The organism is Cupriavidus sp. UBA2010, from assembly GCF_002335265.1.
GTDB lineage: Bacteria > Pseudomonadota > Gammaproteobacteria > Burkholderiales > Burkholderiaceae > Cupriavidus > Cupriavidus metallidurans.
Genome location: NZ_DDCI01000008.1, coordinates 35,890 through 56,225, shown reverse-complemented (window position 1 = coordinate 56,225; position 20,336 = coordinate 35,890). Strand labels below are relative to the sequence as shown.

Below are 20,336 nucleotides of genomic sequence, written 5' to 3'. Positions count from 1 at the left end.
TGAAAGAAACAACGGCAGGTGCGGGATCTTGGCACGATCCGTGCAAAAACACCGTCTCCTACTCTGGAGACACATCAAATGACTACCTTATCCGCCGCCCGCCGTGCGGCATTCCGCGCCAAGGTCAATGAACGCCAAGGGCTGCTGGTGGCTGGCGCCTTCAATGCAATGAGCGCCCGCATCGTCGAGGAAACCGGGTTCGAGGCGCTATACCTGACGGGAGCCGGCGTTACGAATATGTCGCTTGGCCTACCCGATCTCGGTTTCATCGGCCTGCATGAAATTGCCGAACACACTGCGCGGGTCCGCGATGCGGTCGCGCTACCATTGATCGTCGATGCCGACACTGGTTTCGGCAATGCGCTCAACGTACGGCACACGGTAAGAACGCTCGAACGCAGCGGCGCCGATGCGATTCAAATTGAAGATCAGGTGATGCCCAAGAAATGCGGACATTTCTCGGGCAAGGAGGTCATCGCGACGAGTGAAATGCTTGGCAAGATCCGCGCTGCCGTTGATGCGCGCGAGGACCCCAACCTGCTGATCATGGCGCGCACGGATGCCGCAGCGGTGCATGGCATGGAGGCTGCCATTGAGCGCGGCCATCGCTTCATTGAGGCGGGGGCGGACATTCTCTTCATCGAAGCGACCGAGTCACTTGCCGACGTCGAGCGTTTGCCCAAGCTGATCGCTGCGCCACAACTGATCAATATTGTGATCGGCGGGAAGACGCCAGTACAGTCGCGCGAAACGCTAGCCAGCCTTGGCTACGCACTTGTGCTGTATGCGAATGCAACGCTACAAGGCGCAGTGCTTGGCATGCAGAGGGCGCTCAGCACGCTGCGCACGAATGGCCGGCTTGACGAGGATGCGACGCTGGTGGCGCCATTCAGCGAGCGGCAACGCTTGGTCAACAAGCCTCTATACGACCGGCTCGATCGCGAATACGCAGCAAACGATCATTGAACGGGAGGGCCACGCCGGAAGAGTTTCCAAAAGGATCGTGGCTCCCGGACTACTGAACAGGTAGATTTCACCGCAGCGCACAGCACGTTGGGGTCAAGGTAATGGTTGGCGGCTCAGCGCGCCCACGCGCGGGAGGCCGGCGACTGAGACCGGCCATAAGCAGTCCTCCCTGGCCCCAACGCCGAACGTCGTCTGAGCGCCACCAGACCGTCGCCAGACTTGGCGCGCATTGAAGGAAGGCTGGCGCGCTTCGCATGTCCAACTGGGTCTTGGCGCCCTATACTGGGTCGACCTATTCCATAGCGCGAGCTCCACGAGAGTTGTCGATGAGCACCCCATGAGGCGCAGCCAAACTTTTTCCCTGGACATAGGGTGGCAGCCCTTGCTAAAGGACTTCGGCCTACGACCGGATCAGATTCTCCGCAGGGCAGGACTTCCCGAAGACATGCTTTCCCGCGGCGAGCGAAGCCTGACCACCGACGAGTGGTTCCGCTTCTGGCGTGCCCTGGAGACCGAAGCAGCGGACACCATGTTTCCATTGCGCATCGTCGAAGTGATTGCGGCGGAGTCTTTCGATCCGCCGCTGTTCGCAGCCCTTTGCAGCGCCAATCTGATGCAGGCGGTACAGCGCCTTGCCAAATACAAGCAACTTGTCGCTCCCATGAGCCTGGAGGTGGACGTGGGACCGTCGAGCGAGCTAACAGTCTCGCCCCGCTGGCTGTCGATTCAGGCCGATGTACCGTATTCCTTGCAGGTGGCCGAGATCGCGTTCTTCCTGCGATTGACCCGCCTCGGGACCCGCGAGCCCATCAAGGCATTGCGGGTGGTACTTCCCCGACTGCCGCCGAACGCCTACGTCCGGCGTTTCGAGAAGTTTTTCGGCGCACCTGTTACACCGGGGGAAAGTCCAAGCGTCACATTCTCTGCCGAAGATGCCTTGCGTCCGTTTCTCACAGTGAACGAAGGCATGTGGCGGGTGTTCGAGCCTGACCTGCGCCGCCGGCTCAGCGAACTCGACGCAACAGCGGCAACGGCGGAGCGCGTGCGCGCCGTCCTGTTGGAACTGCTGCCGAGCAACGCCGCTACCATCGAGAATGCTGCCGAGCGTCTGGGCATGAGCAAGCGTACGCTGCAGCGTCGCCTTGAAGACGAGGGCGAGAACTTTCGCGCTTTGGTCAACGCCACGCGAGAACGCCTGGCCCGCCACTATCTGGGGAATACCAAGATGTCCAGCGGCGAGATCGCCTTCCTCCTCGGCTTCGAGGATCCCAACTCCTTTTATCGCGCATTCCAGGAATGGACCGGGCAAACGCCTGACAGCGCCCGTCATGCCATGCACCTTAACTGAGGAAACGCACACCTTGTCCATGCCTATCGATCAACGCAACGTGGTGCTGGCCGGCGCCACCGGACTCGTGGGAGGCCTGATGCTTCAGGCTCTGCTGGCAGACCCGACCGTCGCGCAGGTGCACGCCCTGAGCCGTCGCCCATTGCGCGTCCGCCATCCCAGGCTTCAGGTCCATATTGTGGATTTCAGCCGGCTGCCCGCGCTCCCGCAGGCCGACGAGGTGTATCTGGCGCTCGGCACCACGATCAAGGTGGCGGGCAGTCAGGCGGCGTTCCGCGCTGTCGACCTGGAGGCCAATCTGGCTGTAGCCAAGGCCGCGTTTGCCGCGGGGGCCAGTCGCGCAGGTCTGGTCAGTGCGGTTGGCGCAAACGCGAAGTCCTCCACGTTCTACAGCCGCGTCAAGGGTGAACTGGAGGACGCCCTCAGGTCGTTGGGGCTGACGACGCTCGTGATCGCGCGGCCTTCGCTGCTGCTGGATTCCCGGGATGGCCTGCAGCAACCGCCGCGCATCGGTGAACAAATTGCCATCCCGATCGCGAAGCTGCTGGCCCCGCTGCTACCCGGAGCCTATCGGCCAGTGCATGCACGCGCAGTCGCGCAGTCACTGGTCAAGACCGTGCCGGCAACCGAGGGGATGGTCATTCTGTCTTCCGGCATGCTCGCCAGCATTGGCAGCGAGCCCTGAGCACGGCGGGGACCATGCCTTGACGCCGCTCGCGAGGCGTTTGGCGCTTTTTGCTTGAATCGTGACGCCGATCGCTAGAGGCCCAACGCCGCTCGATGCGTACAGTCAATGGCAAGGAAGGCGAACCGAATCCGGGTCGCCTTCCACCTCAACCCCATCAGGAAAAGTCACCATGAATTCCAAAGTTGCTCTCGTGACGGGCGCCTCTTCCGGTATTGGCGAAGCCACCGCACTCAAGCTTCTCGGCCAGGGCTACACGGTCTACGCGGCCGCGCGTCGCGTGGAGCGGATGCGCAGCCAGGCCGACGCCGGTGTCCACGTGCTAGCGATGGACGTGACGGACGACGCCGCGATGCGGGCAGGCATAGCGGAGATCATCGCCAGGTCTGGCCGCCTCGACGTCTTGGTCAATAACGCCGGCTATGGTGCCTATGGTGCGATCGAGGACGTGCCGCTGGAAGAAGCGCGTGCCCAGTTCGATGTCAACGTGTTCGGTGCCGTGCGCTTGATCCAGCTGGCGCTGCCACATATGCGCACGCAGCGATCTGGCACCATCGTCAACATCACCTCGATGGGCGGCAAGATCCACACGCCTATGGGTGCCTGGTACCACGGCACCAAGTTCGCGCTGGAGGCGATCAGTGACTGCCTGCGCATGGAAGTGGAGCCCTTCGGCATTGACGTGGTGGTGATTGAGCCGGGCGGGATCAAGACGGAGTGGGCCGGCATTGCAGCGGAAAACCTGCAGAAGGCATCCGGCACGGGCTCGTATGCGCCCCAGGCCAGCGCGGTGGCAACGTTGATGATCAACGAGGCCAACGGCAATCGTCAGTCGCCACCCCAACTGATCGCAGAGACTATCGCAAAGGCTGTCAATGCCGCTCGTCCAAAGACACGTTACGCCGTCGGCTTCGGTGCCCGGCCGATGATTTTCATGCGACGCCTGCTGTCAGATCGCGCGTTCGATAGTCTCATGCGCATGGCTGCCAGAATGCCCCACCGTGCACAGCGGCGCTCGTGCGGCGCAGCCAGTTGAGTGAGGACAGACGCGATTACGCCAAGGCGTTGAAACACGCGCAGCAGTTGCCGGCTCGACCCATTCCACGAACCCGCGTAGATGGCGCTAATGCGCCTGCATGCGCTGAATCACAATCTGGGACCCGCATTGCGCGCCTATCGTAGCTGTGTGGAGACCGCGCGGAGCACGCGGGGAACAGCGATCGGCGTTCGCGTCTATCTGCTGCGATAGCCCGAGTCCCGAGCAGCTCCGGGGTAATACAGGCCCTTTGGACCACATTTGACCGACAGCCCAGAAACGAGCCTGTCGTTGGGTCCGACCTTAAGGGGCGTCGGCCTGTCACCTAGAATATTCTCAAGGTATTGCGTAACCCGGCCGCGCCGCCAACGCAAACTACTGGAGACCGTTAGAGCCACATCTCAATCACTGACGGGTGGTCCATGGTGCTATTACTTCGCTATCTGGGAGTCTTGGGAATCTGCGCCTTGTTCACTGCATGCGGAGAGATTCCGTCCAGGCATGCCGCGTGCGGCGCAGATTCCTGTCGCCCTCGGCACGAGCACGAAATGCTGCAATCCGGCGAGGCGTCATGGTACTCGGCAACGTTCCAGGGGCATCTGACCGCAAACGGAGAACGCTACGATAGCAGCGCCTTGACTGCCGCCCATCGAACATTACCGCTCGGCAGCCATGTGCGCGTCAGATCGTTGGCTACTGGAAAATCGGTTGTCGTTCGCATCAACGATCGCGGACCATACGTCGACGGCCGAATTATCGATCTCTCTTATGCCGCGGCGGAAGCTTTGGGCTTGCCAGATGCGCGGTCGATGCGGGTGGAGATTGAGCGTTGATTTGCTTTGCGTGCGGATTCAACCAGCGAAGGCAACGCACTAAACGCGCGGCCCTCACATGATTGAGGCAATGCGGTGGTCGGGCATGCACGAGACCACCGCTTTACCACCTGCCATATCAGTCGATTCGCGCGCCCGATGCCTTGACGGCCTGTCCCCACCGCTTCTGCTCGCTGGCGATCGTCGCCGCAAAGGCGTCCGGCGACTGCCACGCTGGTTCGGCCCCCTGGAATTCAAGCTTGGCCTTCGTATCTGGGTCCGCCAGCACAGTACGCAGCGCGGCCGACAACTTGTCGACAATGTCCTTCGGCGTGCCGGCCGGTGCCAGCACCCCGTAGAAGCCCACCACCTCGAATCCCTTCAGGCCGGCTTCTTCCATCGTCGGCACATCGGGCAGCGCCGGCGATCGTTTGGCCGACGTTACCGCCAGCGCGCGTACCTTGCCCCCTTTGATGTACTGGGTGAACAACGGAATGGAGTCGGCCATCATCTGCGCCTGGCCACCCATCACGTCCGTCAGTGCCGGCGCGCTACCTTTGTAAGGGATATGAACGATGAACGTGCCCGATGCCTGCTTGAACATCTCCGGCATCAGATGCGAGATACCGCCATTGCCGCCCGATGCAAAATTCAGCTTGCCAGGATTCGCCTTCGCATAGGCGATGAATTCCTTCAGATTCTTTGCAGGCACGTTGTTGTTGACGACCATTACCAGCGGAATCAGCGCGGTACGCGCCACGGGGGCGAAGTCCTTCGGCATGCTGTAGGGCAGCTTGGGATAGATCGCATTATTGATCGTCATCTGGCCCGTATTGGCAATCAGCAACGTGTAGCCATCCGGCGCGGACTTGGCGACGTTGTCCGATCCGATATTGCCGGCGGCGCCGGCCTTGTAGTCGAGCACGACCGACTGCCCGAGAATGGGCTGCAATTTTTCGGCAAGAATGCGCGCGTGCGTATCGACCGGGCCGCCCGGGGGAAAGCCCACCACCATCCGGATTGGCTTCTCTGGCCAGGCCCCATGCGCGGCGCCCGCGGCAAACGCCAGTGGGGTCAGGGCCAGAGTGGCAAGGGCGTGCAGGACACGGCGGGCAACAGGCATCGTCATTTTTCTCTCTCCAGATACGGCCACGCTCTGCGAGGCGTGGATCGGTCCGGTATTGTGACGTTTATATGACATATTTGTGAAGTCCCTGAGCCGCGTCCCGACTGGCATGCCAACCACATGAGAACAGTTCCGCGTCTTGACTTGCGGGCCCGCTTCTGATCATTGGCAGCCAGCCCTAATAAACCAGAAGGAGTGCAATTTGAAAGTCAAACGTGTAGTGGCCAATATTGAAGTCGCTGATTTAACGCGTGCTCACGTCTTCTATCACGATGTTCTTGGCCTTGAGCTCCTGATGGACCACGGCTGGATTCGAACCTACGGCTCGCAATCTGAAATGACTATTCAAGTCAGTTTTGCAGCAGAGGGCGGATCCGGCGCGCCTGTGCCGGACCTGTCAATTGAAGTGGATAACGCGGACGAGGCGCACCGGCGTATGCGAGATGCAGGCTTTTCCATTGAACGTGGGCTAGTCGACGAGCCTTGGGGCGTGCGCAGGTTCTTCGTCCGAGACCCCTATGGAAAGCTGGTCAACATCCTCGCTCACACGTAGCCGTATGTGCAGATGCCAGCGTGGAGCGGTCATGAACTGTGAGGCGAAGCAGGCCGCGACTTCCGCTTAGTGCAGATGCCTGCCAAACAGAACGCTCCATCTTTCGACGCTCCACCTTTCAATATTCGTAGTTTTGTACTAGGTGGATTCCATCGATACCGATGTCGGAATTCCTCCAATCTCGGAGCGCGGCGAGAGCCCGCAGTCGCTTTGAAGCACCATATCGCAGCGCCGCACAGCGCCTGCGCCTCTCGCGGCGCTGCGATAGCTGCAGGCGTTCATAAGGTTCTCGAAGAGCGTGCGTCCTTATGATCTGCGCGAGCGAAACCGATGCGATCGCTCATATGGAACGTTCCAATGCGGGGCTGCCAATTGATGAATAGCCCATTGCGCTGCCCGCCGACACCGATGTAGGACGAATGCTGACTGCTCGCACAGTCTCTTGCTTGCTACGCTCAATTAAGCAGTCCGGGCTAATCCATCAGCGGGGCGTGCCCGCGTCGAAGGAAAGCAAGGAGATCGTCATGAGGAAACTGTACGCACTTATCACTCTCGCAGGCATGCTGTTGATCGCTGGCTGCAACACCATTTCAGGCGCGGGCAAGGACATCGAACGCGGCGGCGAGAAGGTGCAAGGCGCCGCGGAGAGCACAAAGCAGAAGATGTAGTGTGCTGGCAGGTCAGCGGCTTCGTCGCCAAGGAGAAAGACACCGTGAGCGAAGAACCATCGCGATCGTCTACGAGCGCCATACGCCGTGATCCGGAGCACTCGGATATGCAGCGCGCCGGCAGCGCCATTCCGGAGCACGCGCCCGTTCCTGCGGTGCTGGGACTAAACGTTACGACTCAATCGGCGACACGATGCTGCCTCAGTCTGACTCGCAGCTCGTTGTTGTCATCGACGAACGCTTCGCGCAGACGGTTGATGCGGATACGGTATGTGCAGAGGCGCACGACGGCATCGAGACATTGCGAGACACAGTACGTGACGCCGCAACGTGCACGATCCTGGAAACCGAGGCTCGCAACTGCCCCGGCATCAAGGCCGTTCACAGCGAGTTGCTCGCACGAAACAGGTCGCGGACGAGCAAGGGACAGCGACCAGCGCGGAGGCGCATGTGCTGTTCGGAGTGGTCGCGGCGATCAGCATGACTCTTTGCGCAGGAACTGATGCGAGATTGATGCGCAGACGGTGAGCACCAGGTCGGATCCGGCGAATAATCACCCGGCGAAGCCGGTTTTCAATTCGCCGGTAATGGACCTCCGCCGATTGCGTGCCGATCGGCATCTACTGGCGAACCGCACGGTATTCAATCGGAACGTCCACTATCTGGATTGATCCCTCAATTGAATGTCACTGTGGAGCCTTTGGCGAAGGTTCGCAGATGGCCGATACCCTTGTGGTGTTTGCCGTTAGTGCAGCAGGCGGAATACCGCATTGCACAATTTCTCGAAGCGACGCGCCCTGTCCCCGCGGGAACAATCTGAAGCACTCCTCCGAACGCATACCTCCAATCGCCAAAGCGCTACGGAGCGCGGCTGCTCGTCCGAGGAGCCATCGACACAAGGGGACAGCAGGATGCTAATGACCATCCATAGGGATGCGGGCTCATCATCCGACGGACGTGAGCCCACTAAGGTCACCATCGTCGCTTACTTTTTCTTTACAAATCACTCACTTGTGAAGGCCCTGAAAACTCGGTTCCCTGGTAATCGGGCAACTCTTCAATTGCTGGCGATCCGCCACTTTTCCATTTGTTGAGGAGAGATTTGTCCTCGTCTGCGCACCGACAGTCCCGGCGCGCGCAACACAACTTTGTGCTGGAACAAGCCTGATTGACCACTTCGCAGCGATTATTTGCTTCTGTAAGACATAATTGCGCAATTTGCAAAACAGATGATGACCGGCAATAACAGGCGTTAGCATTTTATAAGCAAAATTACGCACATGTGCGGATTACATCCCATGTTATGCTTGTTCGAACTCATTCAAAAACTAGGACAAATCAATGCACAAGAAGATTGCAACCCGAATGGCAATTGCTACCGCTGTCGCTGCTGCGTCGGTCTCCGCCACGGCTAGCGACATGAAAAACGCAGCGGGCGGTGCGCTAGGCGGCGTTGCCGGCGCGGCCGTCGGCAACGCAATTGGCGGCAGCACGGGCACCGTTATCGGTGGCGCCGTGGGTGGCGCTGCTGGCGGCGCCGCGACGTCAAATAGTCGTGAGCGCACGGGCGCCGTGATTGGAGGCGCCGTTGGCGGCGGTGCTGGCGCTGCAGCCGGTAATTCGATGGGTGGAACGACCGGCTCGCTCGTCGGTGCCGCAGTGGGCGGCGGCGCTGGTGCCGCACTGGGCGGCAACATCTCCCGCAACAATTCACATTCCAGCGAGAGTGGCCACGACAAGCACCATCACAAGCACAAAAAAAACGGCAAACATCACGATTGACCGTCAGCGATTGCGTCCGGCACAACCCCAAGCTTCAGTCGCAGTCGCGAACTAAGATCGCAAGCCATATTTCAGGAACGCTCGCTGAATCAGCTTCCCTCGGCTTGAGTGGCCGTTCTCGCGCAACCTTCAGCCTGATAGCGGCCTAGCGGCGATCGTCTCAAATGGGCTGGCTACCGCCTGTCGCCCCGGGGTTCTCCGACCGTCTGGGCAATCGGGCGCTTGCCGGCCGCGGATTCAACCGGTCAATGCAACACACTTAAGGCTTTGCGAGCTTGAGGGGTGCTGCAAATGAAACAAAGACGGCGGATCTACTACACCGAGACACAAAAGGCACTGATGTGGGAGCGGTGGCGCAAAGGTGACACGCTCGCGCAGATTGCCCGATCCTTACATGGATGACGCTTCGTGGTGGGACTCTGCCCCTCATCCAACCATTGGCCAATGACAGAGAAGGGTCGAATGCGTCAGTAGCTTGAAGTTGCACACCTGATCGACCGATGTTGTGGATTACGCACGCGCCCCGTTGTGCACGAACCGAAGTGACGTGCACGGCGGCGCCCGCGTCTCGCCGCGGTTTCCCGGTATGATCGGCTGGCACGCTGAGACATTCATCGAGGACAACACGCATGGACCAATCGATTCGTAGAGGCAGCCGTGGCGTCCGCCTGGCAACGCGACGCGCCTTTGCGATCGCGACGGCGCTGGCCGGTAGCGTGGCGCTTTCGTTGGCCCTGGCCCAGTCGCCGGTGCCGGGCGTGCTGCAGCCCGCCGGCATGACTCACGCGGTGGCCTCGCTCGAGGCATCGGGCGTGCAGATCTACGTCTGCAGGCGCGACGCCGCCAATCAACTGACATGGACCTTTCTGGCGCCACAAGCCGATCTCTACGACGCCTCCGGCCGGCTCGTCGTCAGGCACGGCGCTGGGCCGTCGTGGGAAGCGCTGGACGGCAGCCGGATCACTGGCAAGCTGCTGCAGCACGCCGCCAATCCCGACGACAGCGCGGCGATTCCAATGCTGCTCCTCTCTTCCACCAATGCGGGCGGTCCGGGCCTCCTGAGCACGGTGCACTATGTGCAGCGGCTTGCCACGCACGGCGGCGCGGCCCCCGCGCAAGCCTGCGTGCACGAGGGCGAGGAAGGGCGTAGCCCCTATCTCGCGGAGTACGTGTTCCTCGAATGAACGTAGTGCGAGTGCACGTGTACTGTGTGGCCGCGCTGTGCTGCCACTGGCGCAGCCGTCGTGAAAGCCGGATCGCTCGCGGTGCAGGTCGACCGATAGTCCACATCGACGAGTACTGAGGCAGTGCACTGGGATCTATCTTAGGCCGGACCGTCGATAGCCGACCATTGCGGTCTCTCGCAAACGTGTCGCAAATCGCTCACACTCGGCGCTGAGTTCCGAAGACACGTCGAGGTTCGACGCATAACTAAGCTTGGTAAGTCGGGCCGTCCCATCCGTCGAGGTACTTCGGCAACTCGTCCTGTATGTCGATAATCCGATGCCGGTAAAAAAGATGCATCGTTGGTCGCATTTCGTCGGGCACTTCACCGCCAGCGGCTCGGGCGAAAATGGTATTGGGAAGGACGCGCATGCCGAGCCGGTTCGTGCCAAACACCGTCTCACCGCAACCGGAGCAGAATGTTCGCGACAAGTCTTTTGACGGGTGCGAAAAGCTCGACACGCTACCACTGGCGACGGTGACTTGTTCAGCTAGCCACGCAGTCGCCGACAACATTGAAGTCCCGTAGAAATCCTGGCACGACCGACAGTGGCAATTAGCCCTTGCCTGAGGTTGGCCATTCAGCTTGATATTGACGGCGCCACACAGGCAATGCACGGAACACGGTACCCGAATCGATTCCTTTGCCATGCGGACCTACCTCGCCATGCTGTCGAAAGGACAGATATATAGCACGGACATGTGGCACCGCTTGAGAGGCAGGTCGCCGTACCGGTCGGCTCAGAACTTGTGCCGAACACCGACTACAGCCCCGAATTGATTGGCGCCAGGTTGTACGGCCTCGCTCGTCGTCCCCAACTGGCTGTTGAAGCCATTCACGCCCAGGCTCGATTTGCCCTTGTTAAGCACATACGACGCTACCGTATATAAGTCGGTACGTTTCGACAGCGCGTAGTCGGCCACCATGACAAACTGCCATGGGTTGCCGGATCGGGAGTTGCGAAGGTTCTGGTAATAGGCCGAGCCAGTGAATGAGAGCGCAGGTGTCACCTGATAGCCAACACCTGCCCAGGCCAGGTTCGACGCAGTGTTAGCCACTGTGGACCCAGGCAGGCTGGCACCGTTGAACGCGTGTGCATAACGGTAGCCGGCATAAACTTTGGCGTTGCCATAGGCGTACGTACCGGCCACCGCTGCCCGTTGCGTCAGGCTATTTGTTTGCAATGCCGTGGCGGCCGATTGGTTGATCTGATCGTAGACCGCCCCAATCGAGAACGAGCCGCCAGAATAGTTCGCGCCGAGAGAGTACTCGCGGCCGTTCGTGAAGTTGCCCGGAACTTCCTGGTTGTTGTAGTTGAAGCTATACAGTCCCGTCACGCTCAGGCCGCCAAAGGTGCCCATGTACTTGACAGAGTTGTCGGCACGCGCCGCTCCCATGAAGGGATCCTGCGCGCCGATGGAGTAGCGGCTCGAAATCGCCATCGGATCGTACGTCACCGCAAAGTCATAGAACGGCACCGTGTGGCGGCCCAACGTCAGCCTGCCCCATTGATTCTCGAGTCCGACGTAGGCACCGCGTCCGAACAGGCGACCGCTTTGGGTGCTCGTGCCGGTGTCGATGGAGAATCCGCTTTCCAGAACAAAGAGGCTCTTCAGGCCGCCACCCAGGTCCTCGATGCCACGCAGCCCCCAGCGTGATCCGGACTGGTTGCCTGATTGCAAGGCCACCAGGCTATAACCCTTGGCACCCGGTGCAACGGTTCCCGTCGATGCGACAGCATGGTTCAGGTACTCGATACCGGCATCAACAACGCCATACAGGGTAACGCTCGATTGCGCCTGGACACTGCTCGCAGTCAGCATTGCCACCGCAATAGCAAGGTACTTGCATTTCATTCAATGGTCTCCTCGTAAATGGGGACGGCTCCGTCCCAAAGAAGGGCGGCATACGCGCCGTGAATTCATTGTTGTTATGGCTCGATGGGACTTTGGAATCCCATGACAAAATTCTGACGCTGGTCCCTCATGACGAACAACCCCAGCCACGGTTGGACGCGCATAAGAGAAATTTATGGGCGCGGCAGCGTGCTACGTTGTAGGCTCGCCCCCAAAAGTCATGGCATCGGCCTTCGCCTTAGCTACCTATGCAACTGAATCCCCGCCAACTCGAAGCGTTCCGTAGTGTCATGGTGTCCGGCAGTATGACCGTGGCCGCCGAACGGCTGAAGATCAGCCAGCCCGCGGTGAGTGCGCTTATCAGGGACCTCGAAAAGAGACTTGAAATCCGTCTGTTCCGGCGTGAAGGCAATCGCCTGATTCCGGGCGCCGAAGCCCAGCGGCTGTTCCGCGAGGTGGACCGGTTCTACCAGGGTATGGAGCAGATCGAGCGTGTGGCGCTCGATCTGAAATCCGCTCGCATCGGTACCCTGCGTGTTGCGTCCATGCATACGCTGGGATTGAGCCTGCTCAGCGAATGCGTCAGGCAGTTCTCACTCTCCCGCCCCGAGTTGGCGATCTCGCTGGACGTCAGGAATTCTCTAGGCGTCATGGAGCTCGCCGCAGCGCACCAGATCGATATCGGATTCGTTCAGATGTCCGGCGATGAGTACCCCGGGGTCGATGTTCTCCCGCTACCAAGCGTCGCGGCGGTCTGCGTACTCCCGCGTGGCCATGCTTTGGCCCGCAAGAGGTCATTGAAGATTACCGACCTGCAGGATGAGGCGCTTATCTCGCTGAATCGCAATAGCCCGGTACGGATGCGACTGGAGATGGAACTCGACGCTGCTGGCGTGACCTGCAAGCGCTCGGTCGTCACATCGCTCGGTCACGTGGCATGCAGCCTGGTCGCAGGCGGACTTGGATTGACTGTCGTTGATCCCTTCACCGCGCGCAGAGTGCGAGATCCAGGTGTGGTCTGGCGTCCTTTGTCGCCGGCCGTACAGTTCCAATTCTCCATGGTTCTGCCCTCCCATCAGCCGCGATCGAAGGTTGTGGAAGACTTTATCAAGCTGGTCAAAGAACAATTCAAGGCAAGCGTCGCCTCGTCCTGATTCGCGGCGAACCGCACTAAAACCGCGCATAAGCAAAAGATTTCCTTATGCGCGTCCAACCGTGTCTGTAGTTGTGCCTCGCGGACCAAAAATTCATCATCGAGTCATGGAATCGGACTAGCAGAAGTGACCGCACCGCGGTCATTCGGCAAAGGTTCATTCCGATCGTTCGCCCGGCGCGATCTGCTAGCAGCGCGCCGGGCGAGGCCCCTGTCTGAACCGCTTTATTGCTGGGTAGAGAAGCGCCGTCCGCATCGCCAGGCGCCGATTGCCTCGCTTGTTACCATGACATCGACTCCCCACGAAACACTACTCGCCGAGGCTCGCCTGAGTTCGCCTCCTGCCTCCCGGTTGACGAAGCACTACGCACTGCCAGGACTCGAGCGCGAACGCAGGCAGTTTCAGGAGTTCGTCGCCGTTGATCTTGCCCATACGACCATGCTGGTGGAACAGGGCATTCTTTCGGCGGAGACCGGTCGGGCCATCCTGGAGCAGTTGCTGATCATTCGGAGAATGCAGCCCTCCGCGTTTCCCGTGGATGTGCGCAAGGGCAGCTTTCTGCTGCAGATCGAGTCGTATCTCTTCGGCGCCATCGGCGAGGATGTGGGCGGCCAGATGCACACCGGCCGCAGTCGCATCGATCAGGGCGCCACGGTACGCCGCCTGTACAAGCGCAACCGCATGCTGGATGTGATGGACCAGTTGAACGTGTTCCAGGAGGCGATTGCCGAACAAGCGCGCCGACACGCGCACACGATCATGCCCGGCTACACACATATGCAGCAGGCCCAGCCATGGGTGTTCGGACACTATCTGCTCAGCTTCAGCTCCCGATTGCATGACAGCTTCGAGCGTCTGGCTCAAGCGTACGGACGCGTCAACCGCAATCCACTGGGAACTGTGGGTCTTGCCGGCACGTCATGGCCGCTTGATCGCGAGCGAACCACGGAGCTGCTCGGATTCGACGGCAAAATCGAGAACTCGAAGCTTGGCCGCGAAGCTTTCGATGCCGCGGATGCCATCTGCGCACTGTCGTTCATCATGGCCGATTTGAACGATCTGGCTACCGACCTGCATATCTGGTCCAGTACCGAGTTCGGATTGGTTGAATCCGATGACAGCTACTGTGGTACGAGCAGCATCTTCCCGCAGAAGAAGAACCCGGTCGCGCTGGAAACCATCAGGAAGGCCGCCGGTCCTGCCGTGACGTGGCTGAGCGCGGCGCTGGCCACGTTCCGCGCGGAAGGGACCGGCGACCAGGCCATGCGTACCGTCGCACATATCGACGAGGCCTTGGCAACGACAGAAAGCATGCTCGATCTGTTCACTGGCGTCATGGAAACGCTGATCGTGCATCAGGACCACATGGCCGAATCGCTCAAGGGAAGCTGGTGCACCGCGAGCAATCTGGCGGACGTCATCGTGCGTGAACGACGTCTGTCCTTCCGTCAGGTGCACCACATCGTCGCCCGTGCGGTGCGCAACTGCGTGGCGCAAGGACTGCGTCCCGATCAGTTGACCAGCAGCCGTCTCGATGAGGCAGCTCTCGAAACGGTCGGGATCGCGCTGAATCTGGGCGACGCGGCGGTACGTGATGCGCTCGATCCGGTTCGCTTTGTCGAAACCCGGATTACGGAAGGCAGCGTCGGGCCGCAGCAGGTTGCGCGACTGCTCGAACGCGCGGCGCAAGAACGCGCTGCGGATCGCCAATGGGTCAGCGAGGCGCGCGGCAGACTGAGTCGATCGCAACTGGCACTCAATGAAGCCGTGAGCAAGCTGGTTGCCTGAGAACCAGCTTGACGCTTACGAAAAAATACCGAAGGAGACGCAGGTTATGTTGAAGTTGAAGTCCTTTGCCTTGTTTATGTCCCTCGCGGCACTCCCCCTGGGTGTGCGCGCAGAGACCTATCCCTCGAAGCCAATCATGCTGGTGGTGCCCTTTGCGGCAGGTGGTACGGTGAACATGATGGGGCGGCTGGTTGCCGAGCATATGGGGGAGCAGCTAGGTCAGCCAGTTGTCGTCGACAACAAGGCCGGTGCGGGCGGCGCGATTGGCGCCGGATTTGTCGCCAAGGCCACCCCGGATGGATATACGTTGCTGCTGGGCTCGATGGGGCAGGCCGTTCAGCCTCTGCTTACCAAACGGCTACCGTACGATCCCAAGAAGCTGGTTCCCGTTGCGTTGTTCGCAACCGTTTCGAATGTTCTGGCCGTATCCAGCAATGCTCCCGCGAAGAACGTCTCAGAGCTGGTTGGCTACTCGAAGGCTAATCCCGGCAAGTTGAACATGGCGTCCGCTGGAATCGGCTCGATCAATCAACTGATTGGTGAGCTTTTCATGTCCAGAACCGGAGCCAATTTCGTACATGTGCCGTACAAGGGCGCTGGCCCGGCCGGTGTCGATTTGCTCTCGGGGCAGGTACAGCTCATCTTCGCGAACCTGCCCAACGTGCTGCCTTATGCAAGGGCTGGAAAGGTTCGCCTGCTGGCAGTCGCCAGCGAAAAGCGTGACCCCGCCATTCCCGACGTGCCGACCTTTGCGGAAGCCGGTGTAAAGGATGCAGTTGTCGAGTCGTGGTACGGCTTGATGGCGCCTGCCGGTACCAAACCGGAGGTGATCAGGAAGCTGCAAGACACCTTGCTGGTCGTGACCAAAGACAAGCGATTTATTTCGCAGTTGGCAGAGCAAGGCGCACGACCGTACCCCGGTTCCAGTGCGGACATGACCCGACTCATGGAAAAGGAAGGGAAACGTTGGGGTGAAGTGATCGAGCACGCCAGAATCTCCCTGGACTGAATCGACACTCTGCCAAGGCGGACGCCGCCAGCGAAACACTGGGCAGTACTGGCCCTCCCTCGTGGAGGGCCCTTTTTCGGGGATCCCGAAGCAGCCGCTCGCGAACGAAAGAACATCGACACGGCGGCCAGCCACGCCGTGGGCTACACGAGTCCCGCGCAGTTCAGCCGCTAGTTCAAGCGCCTATTCGGTTCGACACCAGCGGCGGAGGCAAAGCAGACGCGCGCGCCGGGTGCTGCCCCAGCGCGCAGCGCAGGCCTTACAGGGCCATATCGGGCACCTTCTTCACCACACCCGGGTTCGTCATTGGGGCGGTGGCCGGGACAACGCCGTCCAGGCTTGGCGGAGCAATGGCCAGTTGCAGCGTTTCTGCCGTGGTCGCCCATTCCTTTGCCAGAAGCTGCGGGTTTTCGTTGAGCTTTTTTCCGTAGCTGGGCACGATCTCATGAATCTTTTGCTGCCAGGCCGCCGTTTTCATCTGTTCGGGGAAAACGCGCTCGAGCAACGACAACATGATCGCTGGCGACGTCGAGCCACCCGGCGAAGCGCCCAACAGCGCAGATACTGAACGGTCGCCCGACACCACGACCTCCGTGCCAAGCTTCAGTACGCCGCCCTTCTCCGGATCGTTCTTGATGATCTGCACGCGTTGTCCGGCTTCCCACAGACGCCAGTCCTCGTCCTTCGCCTCGGGCATGTAGCGGCGCAGCGCCGCCATCTTTTCTTCGCGGGACAGCGCCAATTGCTGCGCAAGATACTTCACGAGCGCAAATTCGTGAGCGCCGACTTGCAACTGAGGAATGACGTTCGACGGCGTCGTCGCCTTGGCCAGGTCGAAATACGAACCGTTCTTGAGGAACTTGCTGGACCACGTGGCAAACGGCCCGAAAAGGATCACCTTCTTGCCATCGAGCACGCGGGTATCCAGGTGCGGCACCGACATCGGAGGCGAACCGGTATCCGCAAGACCGTAGACCTTTGCCAGATGGCGCGACGCGATCTCAGGCTTGTCAGTGACCAGGAACTCGCCGCCAACCGGGAAACCACCATACTGCTTCGCCTCGGGAATGCCGGACAGTTGGAGCAGCGGCAATGCAGCGCCACCCGCGCCAATGAACACATTTCGCGCATCCACCGTCTGGATCTGGGAGCCGTCCTTCGTGTCGAACGCGGACACGCGCCAGGTGCCGTCCTCGTTCCGCGTAATCGAACGCACTTCATACCCGGTGGTGACTTTCACTCCCGAATTGCCGGACAGGTGCTTGTAGAACTGACGCGTGATTTCGCCCAGATTCACGTCCGTGCCCAGCGGCGAACGCGTGGCGGTGACCACCTCATCGGGCTTGCGACCTTCCATCATGACCGGAATCCACTCGGCGATCTTCGCCGGTTCGGTCGTCATTTCCATGCCGGCGAACAGAGGCGAAGCCTTGAGTGCCTCGACACGCTTGCGAATGAACTCCCGATTCTCCTGTCCGAAGACAAGATTCATGTGCGGCGTCGAGTTGATGAACTCACGCGGATTGCCCAGAACACCCTTGCGCACCTGATGCGCCCAGAACTGGCGGGAAATCTGGAAATTCTCGTTGATGTTGATGGCCTGGGTGATATGGACGTTGCCCTTATCATCCATCGGCGTGTAGTTCAGCTCGCAAAGCGCCGAGTGTCCGGTACCGGCGTTGTTCCAGCCGTTCGAGCTTTCTTCCGCGACTTTATCCAGACGCTCGAAAACCTCACACGTCCAGTTCGGCTCCAACTCCTTCAGATAGACGCCGAGCGTCGCACTCATGATGCCGCCGCCAATCAGCAGCACATCGACCTTGCGATCCGCCTTCGCAGCGCGGTACTGGCTGCCGAAAAAGTACGAGTATCCGCCCCATGCGGCTGCGGCACCGACGGCGGCTGCAAGGAATTTACGACGGGTGAAAGGCTTGCCGCCGCGGCCAGCCACGGTCTTGTTGTCCGTTTGAGTCATGGGAGTCACTTCAAATATGCGTGCAGCGTCGACAGACTGACCAAGCCGGACCTTGCCAACGTTGATTCAGACTGGGGGGGCGCTGTCTTGTCAGTGCACGGCGAGTCGGAAGCGATTCCACATGCCGAGCGATACGAAAGCGCGGATTGTAACGCACGCCGAGTAAAGCGCTAGGTGAAAACCCTAATTCAGAAATGAAGACGGATGATTTTTTGAGTAGTTTGAGTCACATACCGATACCGGCGAAAGCCCAACATCCGCAGGCTCTTGTCTAGCGTTACGCGACCGTGGCCTCATCCGGCATGGGCGGCAATGTCATCATGAAGCGTGCTCCACCCCATGACCCGCTGTCGAGGCGCACATCGCCACCATGAATGAGCGCCACGCGGCGCACGATCGCAAGCCCGAGGCCAAAACCGCCCGTATGGCGGTCGCGGCTCGAGTCCAGCCGGTGAAACGGTTCGAAGACACGCACACGATCCGCAGCAGGAATGCCAGGGCCATCGTCCTCGACCGTCAACACCAGAGAACCACCGGCGCCTGATGATGCACGCAGCGAGATTGAGCGGTGCGCGTAGCGCGTGCTGTTGCGAATCAGATTCAGTAGTGCCCGCGCCACCAGTTTTGGATCGCAGACATGATACGTAGGGGCACCGGCCACAGTCACTGCGAGCGTAAGCGTGTGGTCGGCAACGTCGTGCGAGACGCTCGCGGCAACGCTGTCGAGTAGCTCGCTGACTGAAACCTTGACCAGCGCCAAGTGCCGCTCACCCTGCTCGAGGCTACTCAACGTCAGCAGTTCAGTGACAAGATCGTCAAGCTCGCGCACGTCTGCCCGCAGCGCCTGTTGCCGCTTTCGCTCGCCAGCGTCCGGAGACTGCAGCAGCGCGAGGCCGAATTCGAGCCGCGCGAGAGGCGTTTTCAGTTCGTGCGAAATGCCATGCATCATGTCGCGCTGATGCTGGATCGATGCTTCGATCCGCCGGGCCATTTCATTGAACTGTTGCGACAGTGCGTAGATATTCGATTTCCTCGACAGCCTTGCACGCGTGGAGAGACTTCCCGCGCCAAAGGCACGTGCAGCAGCCTCAAGTTTGCGCAGGTCACGCCAATGGTAGTGGACCCAAAGCAGAACAGACATCAGGGTCGCGAAAGCGATCACCGCGTAAGCGAAGACCTGGATGCTAAGGTTCACGGCATCGTCGGGGTGGGCGTGGATGATCGTGCCGTCGGGAAGAGGCAGATAATATTCTTTGGTATTGCGGCTAAGCACCAGCTTGCCGGCGCGCAGGTCCGCCAGTTGTACCTCACCCACCAATGGGATGACATCACGCATCGTCATGACGCTGAAGCCTTCGCTGCCATGTGCCAGCAGTGCCGCAATCGCAGCTTCGCGCTCGGCACCGGAATGACGCTGCAGATAGTCCGCCAGCACAAAGGCATAGGTTCTCTCGCTGTCGCGCACGTTCTCGGTGACGCGACCGTGAAACAGTTGAGGGAACGAATGATTGACCAGCGTGATGGCAACGCCACCGCCCAGCAGCACAAACAGATACAGCTTGACCAGAGAACGAAGCACGTCATTCCTCCCAGGCAGATGGGCTGAACAGGTACCCGCGCCCCCAGATTGTCTTGATCTTCTGTGGCTCCTGCGATGCATCCTCGAAACGACGGCGCAGCCGCGAGATACCGGAATCGACTGTACGATCGATTCCATCGAACTCGATGCCGCGTAACTGTTTCAGGATGTCGTCTCGACTCAGCACGGTCCCGGCAGCACGCGCGAGGATCAGCAGCAGGTTGTACTCAGCGGTCTTGAGGTCTACGACCTGGCCACGCCAGGTGACAGTACGGTTGGGCGGCGAGATCGACAGTTCGCCGAACACAAGCGTTTCGCCTGCATCCGCCGCAACCGCGCTTTCGCGTGTCGCACGCCGCAGCAGCGCCCGGGCTCGCGCAACCAGTACGCGCGGCTCGATTGGCTTGACCACGTAATCGTCCGCACCTATCTCAAGGCCGGCAATCTGGTCGAACACGTCAACCCGCGCGGTCAGGATCAGGACCGGTACACGCGAAAAGCTGCGGATTCGCCTGCACACTTCCATGCCGTCCATGTGCGGCAACATCAGATCAAGAATCACGAGAGCCGGGTCGCGTTCACGGACCGCGGCGACGGCAAGGTCACCACGCCGAACAATCGTCACCGTGAATTCGTAGCCGCCGAGGTATTCGGCGATCAGCTCAGCAAGACGGTTGTCATCCTCGACCAGTACGACCGTCTGCTTGAGCGGTATCTCGTTCATCGTTTTCTCCCCGCTAATCGGCGAATTTTATCTGAACCGATGTGCGCAAA

Annotated in this window: 18 protein-coding genes; 12 read left to right on the top strand and 6 right to left on the bottom strand. The window is 60.2% G+C overall.

Annotation, left to right across the window (positions count from 1 at the left end; genetic code table 11):
- Positions 1-78: 78 nt before the first annotated feature.
- The 5 genes from B2246_RS02605 to B2246_RS02585 all read left to right on the top strand — a co-directional run bounded on the left by B2246_RS02605 (position 79) and on the right by B2246_RS02585 (position 4,868).
- A complete protein-coding gene (locus B2246_RS02605) occupies positions 79-966 on the top strand; it encodes an isocitrate lyase/PEP mutase family protein (protein WP_008652339.1) in 888 nt (295 codons plus the stop codon).
- Between the two features lie 337 nt (positions 967-1,303).
- Positions 1,304-2,314 (top strand): AraC family transcriptional regulator, encoded by a 1,011-nt coding sequence (locus B2246_RS02600; RefSeq protein WP_286962566.1) that lies wholly within the window; start codon positions 1,304-1,306, stop codon positions 2,312-2,314.
- A gap of 19 nt (positions 2,315-2,333) precedes the next feature.
- Positions 2,334-2,999: an NAD(P)H-binding protein gene (locus tag B2246_RS02595; protein ID WP_035883334.1), complete on the top strand. Its 666-nt coding sequence runs from the start codon at positions 2,334-2,336 to the stop codon at positions 2,997-2,999.
- A gap of 172 nt (positions 3,000-3,171) precedes the next feature.
- The gene (locus B2246_RS02590; RefSeq protein WP_286962565.1) at positions 3,172-4,035 is read left to right on the top strand and encodes an oxidoreductase; all 864 of its coding nucleotides are present in this window, start codon (positions 3,172-3,174) and stop codon (positions 4,033-4,035) included.
- 548 nt (positions 4,036-4,583) lie between these two features.
- Positions 4,584-4,868: a septal ring lytic transglycosylase RlpA family protein gene (locus B2246_RS02585; RefSeq protein ID WP_035883331.1), complete on the top strand. Its 285-nt coding sequence runs from the start codon at positions 4,584-4,586 to the stop codon at positions 4,866-4,868.
- Positions 4,869-4,986: 118 nt separating this feature from the next.
- Here the strand turns inward: B2246_RS02585 and B2246_RS02580 are convergent, their stop codons facing one another.
- On the bottom strand, positions 4,987-5,976 hold the full coding sequence (locus B2246_RS02580; protein WP_008652344.1) for a Bug family tripartite tricarboxylate transporter substrate binding protein: 990 nt from the start codon (positions 5,974-5,976) through the stop codon (positions 4,987-4,989).
- A 199-nt stretch (positions 5,977-6,175) separates the two neighbouring features.
- Between B2246_RS02580 and B2246_RS02575 the strand changes: the two genes are divergently transcribed.
- The 4 genes from B2246_RS02575 (at position 6,176) to B2246_RS02560 (ending at position 10,160) form a co-directional block, all read left to right on the top strand.
- Positions 6,176-6,526: a VOC family protein gene (locus tag B2246_RS02575; protein WP_186425606.1), complete on the top strand. Its 351-nt coding sequence runs from the start codon at positions 6,176-6,178 to the stop codon at positions 6,524-6,526.
- Positions 6,527-7,050: 524 nt separating this feature from the next.
- Positions 7,051-7,194 carry an entericidin A/B family lipoprotein gene (locus tag B2246_RS02570; protein WP_008652347.1) on the top strand — a complete coding sequence of 48 codons (144 nt, stop codon included), beginning with the start codon at positions 7,051-7,053 and terminating at the stop codon, positions 7,192-7,194.
- Positions 7,195-8,535: 1,341 nt separating this feature from the next.
- Positions 8,536-8,976, top strand: coding sequence for a hypothetical protein (locus B2246_RS02565; RefSeq protein WP_286962562.1), 441 nt, complete (start codon positions 8,536-8,538; stop codon positions 8,974-8,976).
- Between the two features lie 629 nt (positions 8,977-9,605).
- Entirely contained in the window at positions 9,606-10,160 is a 555-nt protein-coding gene (locus B2246_RS02560; protein ID WP_051705425.1) for a DUF3455 domain-containing protein, read from the top strand.
- A gap of 247 nt (positions 10,161-10,407) precedes the next feature.
- On the opposite strand, the gene B2246_RS02555 is transcribed toward B2246_RS02560, so the two are convergent.
- Together B2246_RS02555 and B2246_RS02550 are read right to left on the bottom strand one after the other, a co-directional pair.
- A complete protein-coding gene (locus B2246_RS02555; RefSeq protein WP_286962561.1) occupies positions 10,408-10,851 on the bottom strand; it encodes a GFA family protein in 444 nt (147 codons plus the stop codon).
- A gap of 90 nt (positions 10,852-10,941) precedes the next feature.
- Positions 10,942-12,057, bottom strand: coding sequence for a porin (locus B2246_RS02550; RefSeq protein ID WP_008652355.1), 1,116 nt, complete (start codon positions 12,055-12,057; stop codon positions 10,942-10,944).
- Positions 12,058-12,305: 248 nt separating this feature from the next.
- Between B2246_RS02550 and B2246_RS02545 the strand changes: the two genes are divergently transcribed.
- The 3 genes from B2246_RS02545 to B2246_RS02535 all read left to right on the top strand — a co-directional run bounded on the left by B2246_RS02545 (position 12,306) and on the right by B2246_RS02535 (position 16,008).
- The gene (locus B2246_RS02545) at positions 12,306-13,211 is read left to right on the top strand and encodes a LysR substrate-binding domain-containing protein (RefSeq protein ID WP_286962560.1); all 906 of its coding nucleotides are present in this window, start codon (positions 12,306-12,308) and stop codon (positions 13,209-13,211) included.
- A 285-nt stretch (positions 13,212-13,496) separates the two neighbouring features.
- The gene (argH, locus tag B2246_RS02540) at positions 13,497-14,999 is read left to right on the top strand and encodes an argininosuccinate lyase (RefSeq protein WP_286962558.1); all 1,503 of its coding nucleotides are present in this window, start codon (positions 13,497-13,499) and stop codon (positions 14,997-14,999) included.
- 46 nt (positions 15,000-15,045) lie between these two features.
- Complete coding sequence (locus B2246_RS02535; RefSeq protein ID WP_286962557.1) at positions 15,046-16,008, top strand: Bug family tripartite tricarboxylate transporter substrate binding protein; 963 nt, start codon at positions 15,046-15,048, stop codon at positions 16,006-16,008.
- Positions 16,009-16,267: 259 nt separating this feature from the next.
- Here the strand turns inward: B2246_RS02535 and mqo are convergent, their stop codons facing one another.
- The 3 genes from mqo to B2246_RS02520 form a co-directional block, all read right to left on the bottom strand.
- Positions 16,268-17,983 carry a malate dehydrogenase (quinone) gene (mqo, locus tag B2246_RS02530; RefSeq protein WP_286962555.1) on the bottom strand — a complete coding sequence of 572 codons (1,716 nt, stop codon included), beginning with the start codon at positions 17,981-17,983 and terminating at the stop codon, positions 16,268-16,270.
- A 277-nt stretch (positions 17,984-18,260) separates the two neighbouring features.
- Entirely contained in the window at positions 18,261-19,562 is a 1,302-nt protein-coding gene (locus B2246_RS02525) for an ATP-binding protein (RefSeq protein ID WP_186425729.1), read from the bottom strand.
- A gap of 1 nt (position 19,563) precedes the next feature.
- Positions 19,564-20,286 (bottom strand): response regulator, encoded by a 723-nt coding sequence (locus tag B2246_RS02520; RefSeq protein ID WP_008652362.1) that lies wholly within the window; start codon positions 20,284-20,286, stop codon positions 19,564-19,566.
- Positions 20,287-20,336: the final 50 nt, after the last annotated feature.